The following is a 15,356-nucleotide window of genomic DNA, read 5'->3' on the forward strand; positions in this document are numbered from 1 at the left end:
GCCGGCAGAAGCGGAATGCGATCCTCGGATTGTCAGTGGCGCATGGGATCGTGGTGGTCACTGGGGGAAAGCACCACGAAGAAGGGGGCGGCCATGGGCTGGCACCAGGAGCTGCTGATCGGTTTCGACCTGGAGACGACGGGGACGGACCCGAGCGAGGCGCGCATCGTCACCGGCGCCGTCATCGAGGTCAAGGCCGGCGAGACGCTGGGGCGTCGCACCTGGCTCGCGGACCCGGGGGTCCCGATCCCCGCCGGGGCGGTGGCCGTGCACGGCATCACGGACGAGCGGGTGGCGGCCGAGGGCCGGCCCGCCGACGAGGTCGCGGACGCGCTCGCCGGCGTCCTCACCTCGTACTGGCAATCGGGCGTCCCGGTCGTGGCGTACAACGCGGTCTTCGACCTGAGCCTCCTGACCGCCGAACTCCGGAGGTACGGACTGCCGTCCCTCAGCGACCGCCTCGGCGGCATCGACCCGGGCCCGGTGATCGATCCGTACACGATCGACCGCGCCGTGGACCGTTACCGCAGAGGCAAGCGGAACCTCGAAGCGGTCTGCACGGAGTACGGCGTGCTCCTGGAGGCCGCCCACGACGCCGCGGCCGACGCCCAGGCGGCGGCCCGCCTCGCCTGCGCGATAGCCGACCGCCACCCGAAGGTCGCGTCCCTCGGCCCGGCGGACCTGCACCGCCGCCAGATCGAGTGGTACGCGGAGTGGGCGGCGGACTTCCAGAACTTCCTGCGCAAGAAGGGCAATCCGGACGCGGTGGTGGACGGGGTGTGGCCCTTGCGGGTCAAGGACCAGGACCAGGGCCAGGCCTAGGTATAGGGCTTCAGAAGGGGTACCAGCGGACGGTCGGGTCGCCGTCCCGGAGCGACGCCACGCGCCGACGGAACTCGACGAGCGCCTTCGGATTGGCGGGCGCGTGCTGCGCGACCCACGCGCAGCTGGCCGTCTCCCGGGCGCCACGCAGCACCCCGCAGCCCTCCCACTCCCGCACGTCCCACCCGTAGACGGAGACGAACCCGTCGTACGCCTCCGGCGCGAGCCCGTACCGATCGCGGGAGAGCGCCATGACGACGAGATCGTGCTCCCGCAGATCGGAGGAGAACGTCTCCAGGTCCACGAGCACCGGCCCGCCGGGGCCGACCAGGACGTTGCGGGGCAGCGCGTCGCCGTGGACGGGTCCCGGCGTGAGACGCGGGGTCAGCGCCGCCGCGGCGACGGCGAACCCGTCCCTGCGCTCGCGCAGATAGTCCGCGTCGGCCGGATCGATCGCGTCACCGGCGAGTCGCAGCCACCGCTCCACACCGCCGAGCAGTTCGCGGCGCGGGAGCTCGAAGGAGGGGGAGTCCAGTTCGTGCACGCGACGGATGAGCGCCGCCAGATCGCGCGGCTCCGCGGGGCGCACGGCATCCGGGAGCCGGTGCCAGAGCGTCACCGGATGGCCGTCCACCAGGCGCGCCTCGGTCTCGGCGGCCCGCACGGCGGGGACGCCGGCCTTCTCCAGCCACGCGGCGACCGCCAGCTCGCGCCGCGCCCGCGCGAGGAGTTCGGGGGCGGCGCGGCCGACCTTGACGACCAGCTCGCCGACGGCGAACACCGCGTTCTCGCCGAGCGCGAGCAGCCGGGCCCCGCTCACCGGAACCGGCAGCTCCGCCGCGTCCAGTACGTCCCGCGCCCGCGCCTCGTCCATTCCGTGCCTCCCACACCCGTTGCCCCGTTCGCCCGACAGTCTCGCATTCGCACAGGCCAACCGGCGTGCGAGGGCGCGCAGCTGCTTGACGTACCAAGATCACATCAGCACGATGACGGGGGCCGCCGGGGCGGCCGGACCCGCACAAGCCGCCCGAAGGAGCCGATTCCGTGACATGGGCGACCGCGACGAAGCGGTCAGCGAGAGGGAAGCCGGGACGCACGGTCGCGGACCACGGCGCGTGGTTCCTCGTGCTGCCCGCGCTGATCCCGATCCTCGTCCTCAGCGTCGGCCCGCTCCTCTACGGCATCGCGCTGGCCTTCACCGACTCCCAGTCGGGCCGCACCGAACCCACCCAGTGGATCGGCGCCCTCAACTTCCAGGACCTGCTGCACGACACGCTGTTCTGGGACTCGTTCAGGATCGGCCTGCTCTGGGCGTTCGGCGTCACGGTGCCGCAGTTCTTCCTCGCCCTCGGCCTCGCCCTCCTGCTCAACCAGCCGCTGCGGATGCGCTGGCTGGCGCGGGCGCTCGCGATCATCCCCTGGGCGATGCCCGAGGTGGTCGTCGGCATCATGTGGCGGCTCGTCTACCACCCGGACGCGGGCGTGCTCAACGAAACACTCTCCGACCTCGGCCTCGGCGACGGCAAGGACTGGCTGACGGGCACGGCCACCGCGCTCCTCGCCGTGATCGTCGTCGGTATCTGGGCGGGCATGCCGCAGACCACCGTCGCGCTCCTCGCCGGACTTCAGAACACCCCGCGGGAACTGCACGAGGCGGCCGCGATGGACGGTGCGGGCGCCTGGCGCCGGTTCCGCACCGTCACCTGGCCCGCGATCAAGCCGATCGCCCTCGCCATCACGGCGCTCAACTTCATCTGGAACTTCAACTCCTTCGCCCTGGTCTACGTCCTCACCCAGGGCGGCCCCGGCGGCCGCACCCGCCTGCCCATGCTCTTCGCCTACGAAGAGGCCTTCCGCTACGGCCAGTTCGGCTACGCCGCCGCCATGGGCTGCGTGATGGTCGCGGTGATCTCCGTGATCCTCGCCGTCTACCTCGTCGGCCGACTGAAGGGAGGCGACGAGGCATGATGCGCACGAAGAAGTCGACGCGCGCCGCGCAGTACGTGGCACTCGCCGCCTATCTGGTCTTCCTCGCCTTCCCGTTCCTCTGGCTGATCTCCACGGCCTTCAAGCCCGCCCGGGAGCTCGGCAGCCTGCACCCCACCTGGATCCCGAAGGATCCGACCCTGGAGAACTTCCGGCAGGCCTTCGACGAGCAGCCGCTCCTGCGGGCCGCGGGCAACTCCCTGATCGCGGCGCTCAGCGCGGCCCTGATCGCGGTCGTCATCGCGACCCCGATGGCCTACGTCATGGCCAGGCACCGCAGCCGCCTGGCGAAGGCGGCCACCGGATGGGTGGTGGTCAGCCAGGCGTTCCCGTTCGTCCTGATCATCATCCCGCTCTTCCTGATCCTGAAGAACCTGCACCTGATCAACTCCCTGACCGGACTGATCATGGTGTACGTGGTGTGGTCGCTGCCGTTCGCGCTGTGGATGCTCGTCGGGTACGTCCGCGCGGTCCCCGCCGAGCTGGAGGAGGCCGCGGCGGTGGACGGCGCGAGCAGGGTGCGGACGTTCGTGTCGGTCGTCGCGCCGCTGCTCGCGCCCGGCATCGTGGCCACGGCGATGTTCGCCTTCATCACCGCGTGGAACGAGTTCTTCTTCGCACTCGTCCTGCTCAAGACCCCGGAGAAGCAGACCTTGCCGGTCATCCTCAACCGCTTCATCGGCTCGGAGGGCGTCGCCGACCTCGGGCCGCTCGCCGCGGCGGCGTTCCTCGCGACCATCCCCTCGCTGGTCATCTTCGCGATCATCCAGAAGCGGATCACGGGCGGCATGCTGGCCGGGGCGGTGAAGGCGTGATGCGTACGGCACCACGGCTCCTCGCGGCCACCGCGACCGCGCTCGCGCTGCTGCTCACCGGGTGCAGCGGCGACTCCGGCGAGGACGACGGGAAGATCACTCTCCAGTTCCAGTCCCTCGCCTGGCAGAAGGAGTCCGTCGACGCCAACAAGGCGCTCGTCGAGGAGTGGAACGCCACCCATCCGGACATCGAGGTCGAGTACGTCCAGGGCAGTTGGGACAGCGTCCACGACCAGCTGCTCACCTCCTTCGAGGGCGGCGAGGCGCCGGACATCATCCATGACGCGTCGGACGACCTCGCCGACTTCGCGTACGGCGGCTATCTCGCGGACGTCGGTGAGCTGCTCCCCGAGCGCCTCAAGTCCGACATCCCGCGGCGCAGCTGGGAGACGACGACCTTCCGGGGCAAGGTCTACGGCGTGCCGTTCCTCCAGGAGCCGCGCGTCCTGATCGCCAACGCGAAGTGGCTGAAGAACTCGGGCGTACGGATCCCGACGCCCGAGAAGCCGTGGAGCTGGCCGGAGTTCCGCAGGATCACCAAGGAGCTCGGCGACGGCGAGGACGGGAAGTACGGCGTCGCCTGGCCGCTCAAGGAGCCGGTCTCCGCGACGCTCAACCTCTCGCTGTCCACCGGCGGGAAGATGTTCCACCGGGGCGCGGACGGCAAGGTCGACGTCCGCTTCGGCGCGGCCGACGCGATCATGCCGCGCACGGTCCACGACCAGGTCAACGAGGACAGGAGCGCGTCGGCCACGACCCTCGGCATGGGCGGCTCCGACACGCTGCCCGGCTTCTTCGGCGGCAAGTACGCGATGGTCCCGCTCGGCTTCTCGTACCGCCAGCAGATCGTCCAGCAGGCGCCCGAGGGCTTCGACTGGCAGGTGCTGCCCGCGCCGGCGGGCGAGGAGGGGCTCGCGCAGGGCGTCAGCCCGCAGACCCTGTCCGTCTCCGAGGACAGCCCGCACAAGAAGGAGGCGGTTGCGTTCATCGACTTCTTCCTCCAGCCGGACAACATGGTGAAGCTCGCGCGCGGCGACTGGATGCTGCCGACCGGCAAGGAGGCGCTGAAGGACCCCGCCCTGCGCACCGAGAAGGACGACTGGGCCGCGGGCACCGCCCTCGCCGAGCACCTGCGCCCGGCCCCCGCGCAGACGGTGCGCGGCTACCCGGAGTGGAAGGACAAAGTCGCGACGCCCGCGCTCCAGGAGTACTACAGCGGGGCGATCGACCTCGACGAGCTCAGGAAACGCCTGGTGAAGGACGGCAATCTGGTGCTCGCGCGGTATCAGCGGTAGGCGCTGCCCCGGCGGTATCAGCGGTAGGCGCTGCCCTGGCCCGCCCGCACGAGCCCCGTCTCGTAGGCGACGATGACCGCCTGCGCGCGGTCGCGGACGCCCAGCTTGGCGAAGATGCCGGTGGCGTAGTTCTTCACGGTCTGGACGCCGATCGCCATCTGCCGGGCGATCTCGGCGTTGTCGAGGCCCGCGGCGATCAGCCGCAGCACCTCGACCTCGCGCGGGGTCAGCCCGGAGAGGCCCCCGGCCGACGGGCGCGAGGCCGGGGCCGGGGTCGGCGCCGGGGTCACGAAGGTGGCCAGCAGCCGGGTCAGCAGCCGAGGGGCGACGACGGCCTCGCCCCGGTGGACGGTGCGCAGCGCGGCGACCAGCTCCTCCGGGGAGACGTCCTTGGGCAGGAACCCCGAGGCCCCGGCCCGCAGGGCGCCGACCACGTGCTCGTCCATGTCGAAGGTGCTGAGCGCGAGGACCCGGCACCCGGGCAGCTCGGCGGCCAGGCGCTCGGTGGCCCTGACCCCGTCGAGCACCGGCATGCGGATGTCCATCAGGATCACGTCCGGACGCAGTTCGCGCGCCGCCGCGATGGCCTGCTCGCCGTCGCCCACCTCGCCGACGACCTCGACGGCGGGGTCGGAGCGCAGGATGAGCGACAGGCCACGGCGCACGAGGGGCTGGTCGTCCGCGATGAGCACGGTGATCCGCTCGGACGCGCCACCCTCTTGGGGCTCGGTGGAGGTCATCGTGTCCCGTCCTTGTCGTGTGTGCCGGAGATGCCGGCGGTACCAGCAGCGTCGGAGGTACCAGCGGCCTCAGGGATACCAGCGCTCACAGGAGAGTGAGCACTGTCGGCCGCGTGGGCGTGGGCGTCGGCGGGCAGCGGCACGCTCGCGACCACCTCGAACCCGCCTTCCCTCCGGCTGCCGACGCGCAGGGAACCGTCGTGCAGAGCGATGCGTTCCCGCATGCCGAGAAGACCGTATCCGCTGCCGGTGACACCCCCGCCGGGCCCCCTGCCCGCGGTGGCCCCGGCGCCGTCATCGGTCACCTCCACGGTGACGCGGTCCGGGTGGTAGGCGAGCCGCACCGTCGCGCGGGCGGGCCCCGCGTGCTTGCGGGCGTTGGTCAACGCCTCCTGCACGACGCGGTAGAGGGTCAGCCCGACGGTCATCGGCACCGGGCGGGCCGGCCCGGTGACGTGGAGTTCGGCCGGCAGGCCCGCGGCGCCCGAATCGGCGACGAGCCGCTCGATGCCGTCCACCCCGGGCTGGGGCTCCGACGGCGCCTCCTCCAGCGTGTCGGTGCTGCGCAGCACCCCGAGGAGCTGCCGCATCTCCTGGAGAGCGGTGCGGCCGGACTCCTCCAGCGTCACCAGCGCCTCGCGGGCCGTCTCGGGGTCGCGGTCCAGGGTCGACCTGGCACCGCCCGACATCAGGTACATGGTGGTGATGTGGTGGGCCACGATGTCGTGGAGCTCCCGCGCGATGCGGCGGCGCTCCTCGGTCACCGCGCGGTCGGCGAGCAGCTTCCGGTTGATCTCCAGCTGCCGCTTCCACTGCCGCACGGCCAGGCTGATGGCGACGATGAGGCAGGGCGTGACCAGTACGTCGGTGAGGCCCACTCCCAGGAACGGCACGTCGTTGTGCCAGTACCGTGCGATCTGCACGGGCGCGGTGGCCACGATCGACAGCGCGACGGCACGCCGCCCGCTGTACCTGGCCACGGTGTAGAGGCCGACCGCGACGGCGCCGCCGTAGCTGTTCGTCATCGGCGTGCCCGGGTCGACGACCAGCCCCAGGTTGACGGCCAGCTGCACCACGAGGACCGCGCCGAGCACCGGCACGGGGTACTGGCGTCTGTAGAGCAGCGGGCCCAGGGAGACGACGACCAGCAGGAGACCCGCCACCGTGACGGGCGCCCCCGTGCCCTCCTCGCCCGGGGCGCAGTACGCCAGCACGTCGAGCCCCACCGCGACGACGGCGACCGCCACATCACCCGGCGTCGGCCGGGTCCGGCCCGTGGGCGGTACCGGCGGGAAGAAGTCGCGGCCCATCCGGGCGCCTCCAAGTCGAACAGTCGAACCAGTGCGTCGGGCTCCGATGTCCCGTCTCTCCGCACCATTACATCGCGGCCGCGAGGGCCGGTGATCCGCGCGGAGGCGGTTCTTCGGACCAGTACTGGAGTACTGTCCGCGCCGCCGTACCGGACCACGGTCACGGGCGCGTCCCCTCCCGGCGGCCGACGCTCCCGGCGGGTTCCGCGTGATGACCTGTTGGCATGATCCGCAAGCTGACCTCTTTCTCCACCAGGCACCGATGGCTGACCATCGTCGTCTGGACCGTCCTCGGAGCGGCACTGTCGTTCGTGGGGCAGACGATGATGTACGACGTCACCGACTCCCAGGCCGGGGACTTCCTGCCCAAGAAGTACGACTCGGCGGTGGCGCTGCGCATCGCGGAGGACGAGTTCGGCACCAAGCCCGACCCCAATGCCCTCACCGTGCTCGTCGCCAAGGACGACGGCGGCAGGCTCACCGCGGGCGACCAGCGGCGCATCGCGGACACCGCGGCGGAGCTCGGCCGGGAGCGGATCGTGGCGCCGAAGCCCGATCCGCTGATGAAGGACCACTCCCAGACCCCGCGCGTCTCGCCGGGAGCCGTGGCGCCGGACAAGACCTTCCGGCTCCTGACGGTGTCGTTCGACGGGAACCCGCAGGACCCCGGGCTCCAGGACGTCTACAAGAAGTTCCGCGACACCGCGAAGGACGAGTTCGCCGACGCGGACATGCGGGTCGGCTTCACCGGCGGCATCGCCTCCACGGTGGACGACACGGAGGCCGAGGAGCCCACGGCGAAGCTCGTCGGCAACCTGACGATGGGCCTCATCGTCCTCCTGAACGTGCTGGTCTTCCGCAGTCTCGCGGCCGCGTTCGTGCCGCTGATCGCGGTGGCGCTGATCGGCGGGGTCGCCTCGGGCACCGTGGTCGGCGCGGCGAAGCTCTTCGGCATCGACCTCGACGCGTCGACACCCTCGCTGATCGGTGTCGTCCTCATCGGCATAGGCATCGACTACTTCCTCTTCCTGATGTTCCGGTTCAGGGAACAGCTGCGGAACAACCCCGGGCAGCACGCCCGGGAGGCCGCGGCGGAGACGACCGGGCGGGTGGGCAGCGCGATCACGTCCGCGGCGCTGACGATCGTGGCGGCCTTCGCGACCCTGGGCCTGGCGAGCTTCGGGCAGTTCCGCGTCCTCGGCCCCGCCATCGCGCTCTCCGTACTCGTCATGCTCCTCGCCAGCCTCACGCTCATGCCGGCGCTCCTCGCCCTCTTCGGGCGCGGCATGTTCTGGCCCGCGCGCGCCTGGAAGAAGGAGCGCACCGACGGCTTCACCGCACGCCTGGGGCACGCGGTGAGCGGCAGGCCGCTGCGGTACGCCCTCGGCAGCCTGGTGCTGCTCGGCGCGCTGGGCGCGGGCGCGCTCGGCATCAAGATGAGCTACGACCAGCAGGGCCTGCACGAGACCGCCGCCACCAGGACCGCCGAGCAGATCTCGCGCAGCCTGCCCGCGGGCGTGTCCGACCCGCACACCGTGTACGTACGGAGCACGGACGGCGGTGCCATCGACAAGAGTTCACTCACCGGCATGACCCGCTCCCTCGCCAAGGCGGACGGTGTCGGCGAGGTGGGCAAGCCGGTCCTCAACAAGGACCGCACGGCCGCGCGGGTCGACCTGTTCCTGAGCGTCAAGTCCGATACGCAGAAGGCGCGCGACCTGGTCTCGGGACCCGTCAGGGAGACGGCCGCACGGACCGCCCCGCAGGGCACCGAGGCGTACGTCACGGGAACGGCCGCCGTCTTCGCCGACATCTCGGCGGCCGTCGAGAAGGACCTGCGCCTCGTCTTCCCGGTCGCGGCCCTGCTGATCGCGGGCATCCTCTTCCTGCTGCTGCGCTCCCTGCTCGCCCCGCTCGTGCTGATGATCGCCGTGGGGCTCGGGTTCCTGGCCACGCTCGGCTCCAGCACGCTGCTCTTCCAGCACGGCCTCGACCGGCCGGGGGTTTCGTTCACGCTGCCCCTGGTCCTCTTCCTCTTCGTCGTCGCCCTCGGCACCGACTACAACATCCTGATCACCGACCGCATCCGGGAGGAGATGGCGAAGCCGGTTCCGGCCCGGCAGGCGGTGGCCGAGGCGGTACGGCACACCGCGCCCGCCATCGCCACGGCAGGCATCGTGCTCGCGGGGTCCTTCGCGAGCCTCGCCGCGAGCCCCGCCACCCAGGAGATCGGCTTCGCCACGGGCCTGGGTATCCTCCTCTCCTCGCTGGTGCTCTCCCTCGTCCTGGTGCCGGCCCTGGCCGCGCTCTTGGGCCACAGCCTGTGGTGGCCCCGCAGGTCGGGTCGGCCCCACGGCCGCCGCCACGCCCCGGCGGACCACCCCGTCGACGCCCACCGGCCGACGGCCGAATCGTCGGCCGGCCACTACACCGGCTACACCGACTACACCGACTCCTACGAGGCGAGCCGGAGGTAGTCCGACCTCGGTTCGTGCGAGAGGGCCCCGCATCGCTTCGGCGGTGCGGGGCCCTGTTCGTCGTATGTCGGGTGCGGGGGCGTCGTGGCTGGGCGCGCAGTTCCCCGCGCCCCTGAAGGGGCGCAGCAGCCCGTGTCACACCGCCACCGACTCCTCCATCTCCTCCTCCTCGGCGTCCCGGGCCACCCGTGCGTGCCGCGCATGCGCGGTCGCCGAGGGCGCCTCGGCGCGCCCGCGCCGTTCCCAGAGCGCCGCGACGGCGACCACGAGCAGGCCGAGCAGCAGCCAGCCGGCCAGCGTCCAGACGTGGGTGCCGAGTCCGTGGCCGCCGAAGTAGAGGTGGCTGCGGATGCCCTCGACGAAGCCCGCGCCGTTCCAGAAGGCGTGCAGGGAGCCGAAGAAGCCGTTCTGAAGCTCGGGGCGGAAGAGCCCGCCGGACGTCGTGAAGTTGAGCATCACGAAGAGCACCATCATCGCCAGCGTCGTCCAGCGCTTGAGGAACGTGTGGAGGCCGACGCCGATGAAGAGGATGCCCGCCGAGTACAGCCAGCACATGGCCCACACGCCCCACAGCCCCTGGTGCACCAGGTGGAAGACCGGGCCCGCGAGCGCCGCGCCGATCAGGCTGACGGCGAAGGAGACACCCACGACGAGCCCCGCGCGGGCCCGCATCCGCAGCCCCGCGCCCGCCGCGCCGAGCACTGCCACCGACGCGTACGAGCCGATGCTCACGGCGACGAGCAGGAAGAACAGGCCCTGGCCCGTGGGGTCGTCGTCGACCGGGGCGGCCACGTCGGTGACCTTCAGCGGCCTGCCCTGCTCCGCCGCGACGGGCGTGAAGATCTTCTGCGCGGCGGTCGCGCTCATGTCGGATCCGGCGGTCGCCACGATCAGCTCGGGCGCCTTCGCGTCGGGGACGTAGGCACCCGCTATGTCCTGTGACTTGAGCGCGTCGACGGCCTGCGCGCGCGAGCCGAGGGTGCGTACGTCGAGGGCGTCGCCCGCCTTGTCCTTGACGGTCTGCGCGAAGGCCTGGGTCTGCGGCCCGGAGCCGACGACGGCGATCGGCATGTCGTTCGGCTCGGGCGTCACGAAGGCGCCCATGTAGGCGAGGCCCATGCCGAGGCACATCAGCAGGGGCGTGAGCAGGTGGAGGAGGACGTGGCGCAGGACGTCACGCAGTCGGGCGGCGGGTTCCGCGGGGGTGGCGGACATAGGGGGGACTCCGTGTTACTCGGCGACATCGACGGCAGGGATGGTTGGCATATACAACTCTCGTTGTGTTGTACTCTACAACCATTCGCGGGAGAGGGAGAAATCGTGACCGATCGAGACGGGTCCGGGGCCGAGGGCGGCGCCCGGGGCGAGTCCATCGACATCATTCAGCGGGAGATGACCGCGTTCGCCCGCCGGGCGCGCGCCACCGCCGCCCGGATGCACCCCGAGCTCTCGCTCGTGTCCTTCACGCTGCTCAGCCATCTCGAATATCAGGGGGGTTGCCGGGCCACGGACCTCGCCGCGCACTACACGCTCGACAAATCGACCATCAGCAGGCAGGTGGGTGCCCTGGAAAAGGCCGGGCTCGTCGAGCGGCGGCTCGATCCGGCCGACCACCGGGTGCACGTGCTGCACCTGACCGACCGGGGCAACGAGGTCCTCGCGCAGGTCGGCGCCGCCCGCCGGGTCGCCTTCCAGGAGCGGCTCGCGGGGTGGAGCGGGGCCGACCTGTCGCGGTTCGCCGAGTATCTGCTCCGCTACAACGAGGCGGCGGCCGCCGACGACAACCCCGCGTAGGGCGAGCGCGGATCACATAGATCTTGCACGAGACGTATCGTCTCGCTTAAGGTCTGGGCATGACCTCATCCGGGCCTGCCCACATCGCCATGTTCTCGATCGCCGCCCACGGGCACGTCAACCCGAGCCTCGAAGTGATCCGCGAGCTCGTCGCGCGGGGCCACCGCGTCACGTACGCCATCCCGCACGTCTTCGCGGACAAGGTCGCCGAGACCGGCGCCGAGCCCCGGCCCTACGCCACGACGCTGCCCTCCCCGGACGACGACCCGGAGGCCTGGGGCACCGAACTGATCGACAACATCGAGCCGTTCCTCGCCGACGCGATCCACGTCCTGCCGGAGCTGGCCCGCGCCTATGAAGGGGACGAGCCGGACCTCGTCCTGTACGACATCACCTCCTATCCGGCGCGTGTCCTCGCCCGCCGCTGGGGCGTCCCGGAGATCTCCCTCTCACCGAACCTCGTCGCCTGGGACGGTTACGAGGAGGAGGTCGCCGAACCGATGTACGCGGAGCTGAAGGCGACCGAGCGCGGCCGGGCGTACTACGACCGCTTCATCGGCTGGCTCGCCGAGAACGGCATCACCCAGCACCCCGACCCCTTCGTCGGCAGGCCGCCGCGCTCACTCGTGCTGATCCCGAAGGCGCTTCAGCCGAACGCCGACCGGGTCGACGAGGGCGTCCACACCTTCGTCGGCGCCTGCCAGGGCGACCGGGCGGCGCAGGGCGACTGGGAGCGGCCCGCGGACGGCGAGAAGGTGCTGCTCGTCTCGCTCGGCTCGGCCTTCACCAAGCAGCCCGGCTTCTACCGCGAGTGCGTCAAGGCCTTCGGCGACCTGCCGGGCTGGCACGTGGTGCTCCAGGTCGGCAAGCACGTCGACGCGGGCGATCTCGGGGACGTACCGGAGAACGTAGAGGTGCACCCCTGGGTGCCGCAGCTGGCCGTCCTCAAAAAGGCCGACGCCTTCATCACCCACGCCGGCGCGGGCGGCAGCCAGGAGGGGCTGGCCACCGCGACCCCGATGGTGGCCGTGCCGCAGGCCGTCGACCAGTTCGGCAACGCGGACATGCTCCAGGGCCTCGGCGTCGCCCGGCATGTGCCGATGGAGGAGGCCACCGCCGAGACGCTGCGCGAGGCCGTCCTCGCACTGGTGGGCGATCCCGAAGTGGCCCGCAGGCTGGGGGAGATCCAGCGGTCGATGGCGGCGGAGGGCGGCACGCGCAGGGCGGCCGACCTCATCGAGGAGGAGTTGGAGAAAGCGCGGCCCTGACGGCCCCGACGTGACGCTGTGTGACGCGGTTCCCTCGGCGGCCCAGATATTCGGTAACGCTCTGATAACGCGTCACCGTGCTGGAAGCCCCATTGACTCGCCCTGAAAGGTTGACTGTTACCCCCGGTCAAAGGTTGCACAGCGTAGATCTTGTTCCTTGGGCGAACCACTTCTTAGCGTGGGGTGAACTTTCGCCGAACGCCAGGAAGTTGACCCCCATGCGTCGAGACATACCGCCCCTCGCCGAGGTGCGCCGCATCACCGAGAAGAAGCGTGACGCGTGGTGGACCGTGTTGCTTGTCGACCCGGTCGCCACGCCGCTCGTGCGGCTCACCGCCAAGTACACGCGGATCACGCCGAACCAGATCACCTGGGGCGCGTTCCTTCTCGGGCTCGGCTCGGCGGCGTGTTTCGCGTTCGGCGACTGGAAGTGGCTCGCCCTCGGTGCGGTGATCTACCACTTCAGCTTCATCCTCGACTGCATGGACGGCAAGGTAGCCCGGCTCACCGGGCAGGGCTCGGTCTTCGGCGCCTGGCTGGACTTCGTCTTCGACCGGATCCGCGTCATGGTGTGCGGCGTCGCGCTGATGTGGGGCCAGTACGACCGCACCGGCGACACCCTCTACATCTGGCTCGCGCTCGCCGTCGTCGCGCTCGACACCCTGCGCTACATCAACTCGCTGGAGATCTTCAAGATCCGGCACACCATGCGCAAGCAGATCAAGTCGCGCATGCGGGCCGCGCGGCGCGCGCAGAACGAGGCGGAGCTCGCCTTCATGGAGGACCTGCTGCGGGACAACCCGTCGGCGGACATCGAGCAGGACCTGCAACGGGCCGCGGGCGAGGCGCCCTACGCCCAGCCGTCCCAGGACGCCGGCGCCGAGGGGGAGACGGCGCCGGTGCGTCCGAAGGCCCAGGTGATCGACCTGCACCAGGAGTTCCGGCGGAAGTTCCCCGCGTATCTGCGGGCCCGCTCCTTCCTGCTGCGCCACCGCATCCGCGCGCACCTGGTGAGCGGGATCGAGTTCCAGATGGGCGTCTTCATGATCGGCCCGCTCTTCGACGCGGTGATTCCCGCGACGATCGTCTCGGGCGCGCTCCTGCTGGTCTTCGAGCTCGCCATCATCTACAAGCTGCTGCTCTCGACCCGTGACTTCACGCGGACGATCGACTCCTTCGAGGAGCAGAAGGTCCCCGCCGCGGCCTGAGGCGCGAGTGCCCGTACGCCTCCTTGCGGCGCCGGACGAGCTGGTTCCCCCAGTGCGTCCGGCGTCGTCGCGCGTGTGGCGCGAAACGCCTTCTGTTACCGGGAGTTGGGGGTGCTGTGGCCCGGGATGTCCGCTCCTGGCAGCACAGTTCCGGTTTGTTATTACGGAACCTTGTTGAACAAGTCACAGCTGCATGTAGGTATTGATCTGCGCGCGTCAATCAGACAGGGTTTCGTCCCAACACCCGGAGATCTTCCGGCCCGAGAGGGATGCCGCGACGAACTTGTCGCCACGGCAGGCCCTGGGCGAAACAGCTGAATAAACCCCCCACATCCCCCCACACAGCACTGAGGAGACCCCTCTTCATGGCAACTCACAAGCGTGCCCGCACGATGAAGCTCACCGCCGCGATAGCCACCGCCGCCACCGCGGTCGGTGTCACCGTCTTCGCGACCTCCTTCGCCGGTGCGGCCACCCCCGCCGAGGGCAAGGTGTACGGCCTGAACGCCAAGGGCGCCGTGGCCGGCAGCTACATCGTGATGCTCGACGAGAAGGTCGGCAAGGACGGCAAGTCCGACCTGGCCGAGGAGTACGGCGGCGAGCTCAAGCGCAACTACTCCTCCGCGATCAACGGCTTCTCCGCCAAGGGCCTCAGCGAGACCGAGGCCAAGCGCCTGGCCGCCGACCCGGCCGTCGGCAAGGTCGTCCAGTCGAAGAAGTTCACCATCGACGCGACCCAGGACAACCCGCCGTCGTGGGGCCTGGACCGCATCGACCAGGCCGACACCGCGGCCGACAAGAAGTACACCTACCCCGACGCCGCGGGCGAGGGCGCCACCGCGTACGTCATCGACACCGGTGTCCGCGTCAGCCACAAGGACTTCGGCGGCCGTGCCGTCTCCGGCTTCGACGCCGTCGACAACGACGACAACGCCGACGACGGCAACGGCCACGGCACGCACGTCGCCGGCACCATCGCCGGTGAGGCGCACGGCGTCGCCAAGAAGGCGAAGATCGTCGCCGTCCGCGTCCTCGACGACCAGGGCTCCGGCACCACCGAGCAGGTCGTCGCGGGCATCGACTGGGTCACCAAGAACCACCAGGGCCCGTCCGTCGCCAACATGAGCCTCGGCGGCGGAGCCGACGAAGCGCTCGACGCGGCCGTCCAGAAGTCCATCGACGCGGGCGTCACCTACGCGGTGGCCGCGGGCAACGAGTCGACCGACGCCTCCCAGGGCTCCCCGGCCCGCGTGAAGGACGCCATCACGGTCGCCTCCTCCACCAAGGACGACGAGCAGTCGGACTTCTCCAACTACGGCCCCGCCGTGGACATCTACGCCCCGGGCTCGGACATCACGTCCTCCTGGAACACCGGTGACGACGCCACCAACACCATCTCCGGTACGTCGATGGCGACCCCGCACGTCGTGGGCGCCGCCGCCGTCTACCTCGCCGCGCACCCGGACGCCAAGCCCGCGGACGTCGCCAAGGCGCTGACCGACGGCGCCACCCCCGACAAGATCTCCAACCCGAGCGAGGGCACGCCCAACAAGCTCCTGAAGGTCGTCGAGTAACCCTCGCCACCCGCTGAGCCGCGGCCGTCGTGCCCACCCCCACGGGGCACGGCGGCCGCTCTATCGT

General features: G+C 70.8%; 13 protein-coding genes. 9 read left to right on the top strand and 4 right to left on the bottom strand.

The annotated features are described in order from the left end of the window. Window positions 1-93: 93 nt before the first annotated feature. Window positions 94-822, top strand: coding sequence for an exonuclease domain-containing protein (locus tag ACZ4Z4_RS10690; protein WP_468325085.1), 729 nt, complete (start codon window positions 94-96; stop codon window positions 820-822). A gap of 10 nt (window positions 823-832) precedes the next feature. Here ACZ4Z4_RS10690 and ACZ4Z4_RS10695 read toward each other — a convergent pair whose 3' ends face one another. Next, window positions 833-1,696, bottom strand: coding sequence for a phosphotransferase enzyme family protein (locus ACZ4Z4_RS10695; protein WP_468325087.1), 864 nt, complete (start codon window positions 1,694-1,696; stop codon window positions 833-835). 170 nt (window positions 1,697-1,866) lie between these two features. On the opposite strand from ACZ4Z4_RS10695, the gene ACZ4Z4_RS10700 reads away from it, so the two are divergent. From ACZ4Z4_RS10700 to ACZ4Z4_RS10710, 3 genes are read left to right on the top strand one after another with little or no spacing between them, the layout of a single operon-like run. Next, window positions 1,867-2,790 (top strand): carbohydrate ABC transporter permease, encoded by a 924-nt coding sequence (locus ACZ4Z4_RS10700; RefSeq protein WP_468325089.1) that lies wholly within the window; start codon window positions 1,867-1,869, stop codon window positions 2,788-2,790. Next, complete coding sequence (locus ACZ4Z4_RS10705; protein ID WP_468325092.1) at window positions 2,787-3,623, top strand: carbohydrate ABC transporter permease; 837 nt, start codon at window positions 2,787-2,789, stop codon at window positions 3,621-3,623. The genes ACZ4Z4_RS10700 and ACZ4Z4_RS10705 overlap by 4 nt, the downstream gene beginning before the upstream one ends. Next, window positions 3,623-4,918 carry an ABC transporter substrate-binding protein gene (locus tag ACZ4Z4_RS10710; RefSeq protein ID WP_468325094.1) on the top strand — a complete coding sequence of 432 codons (1,296 nt, stop codon included), beginning with the start codon at window positions 3,623-3,625 and terminating at the stop codon, window positions 4,916-4,918. The genes ACZ4Z4_RS10705 and ACZ4Z4_RS10710 overlap by 1 nt, the downstream gene beginning before the upstream one ends. Before the next feature lie 17 nt (window positions 4,919-4,935). On the opposite strand, the gene ACZ4Z4_RS10715 is transcribed toward ACZ4Z4_RS10710, so the two are convergent. Next, complete coding sequence (locus tag ACZ4Z4_RS10715) at window positions 4,936-5,658, bottom strand: response regulator (protein ID WP_468325097.1); 723 nt, start codon at window positions 5,656-5,658, stop codon at window positions 4,936-4,938. After that, on the bottom strand, window positions 5,655-6,968 hold the full coding sequence (locus ACZ4Z4_RS10720; protein WP_468325100.1) for a sensor histidine kinase: 1,314 nt from the start codon (window positions 6,966-6,968) through the stop codon (window positions 5,655-5,657). Before ACZ4Z4_RS10720 ends, ACZ4Z4_RS10715 begins: the two co-directional genes overlap by 4 nt. A 224-nt stretch (window positions 6,969-7,192) precedes the next feature. On the opposite strand from ACZ4Z4_RS10720, the gene ACZ4Z4_RS10725 reads away from it, so the two are divergent. After that, window positions 7,193-9,445, top strand: coding sequence for an MMPL family transporter (locus tag ACZ4Z4_RS10725; protein ID WP_468325102.1), 2,253 nt, complete (start codon window positions 7,193-7,195; stop codon window positions 9,443-9,445). 135 nt (window positions 9,446-9,580) lie between these two features. On the opposite strand, the gene ACZ4Z4_RS10730 is transcribed toward ACZ4Z4_RS10725, so the two are convergent. After that, a complete protein-coding gene (locus tag ACZ4Z4_RS10730) occupies window positions 9,581-10,660 on the bottom strand; it encodes a hypothetical protein (RefSeq protein ID WP_468325105.1) in 1,080 nt (359 codons plus the stop codon). Between the two features lie 177 nt (window positions 10,661-10,837). Between ACZ4Z4_RS10730 and ACZ4Z4_RS10735 the strand changes: the two genes are divergently transcribed. The 4 genes from ACZ4Z4_RS10735 to ACZ4Z4_RS10750 all read left to right on the top strand — a co-directional run bounded on the left by ACZ4Z4_RS10735 (window position 10,838) and on the right by ACZ4Z4_RS10750 (window position 15,289). Continuing rightward, window positions 10,838-11,239 carry a MarR family winged helix-turn-helix transcriptional regulator gene (locus ACZ4Z4_RS10735; protein WP_468325769.1) on the top strand — a complete coding sequence of 134 codons (402 nt, stop codon included), beginning with the start codon at window positions 10,838-10,840 and terminating at the stop codon, window positions 11,237-11,239. A gap of 59 nt (window positions 11,240-11,298) precedes the next feature. Further along, complete coding sequence (mgt, locus tag ACZ4Z4_RS10740) at window positions 11,299-12,507, top strand: macrolide-inactivating glycosyltransferase (RefSeq protein ID WP_468325107.1); 1,209 nt, start codon at window positions 11,299-11,301, stop codon at window positions 12,505-12,507. A gap of 218 nt (window positions 12,508-12,725) precedes the next feature. Continuing rightward, window positions 12,726-13,715 (top strand): CDP-alcohol phosphatidyltransferase family protein, encoded by a 990-nt coding sequence (locus ACZ4Z4_RS10745; protein WP_468325110.1) that lies wholly within the window; start codon window positions 12,726-12,728, stop codon window positions 13,713-13,715. Between the two features lie 365 nt (window positions 13,716-14,080). Further along, entirely contained in the window at window positions 14,081-15,289 is a 1,209-nt protein-coding gene (locus ACZ4Z4_RS10750) for a S8 family peptidase (RefSeq protein ID WP_468325112.1), read from the top strand. Window positions 15,290-15,356 lie beyond the last annotated feature (67 nt).

Source organism: Streptomyces sp. NPDC030245 (assembly GCF_055572995.1).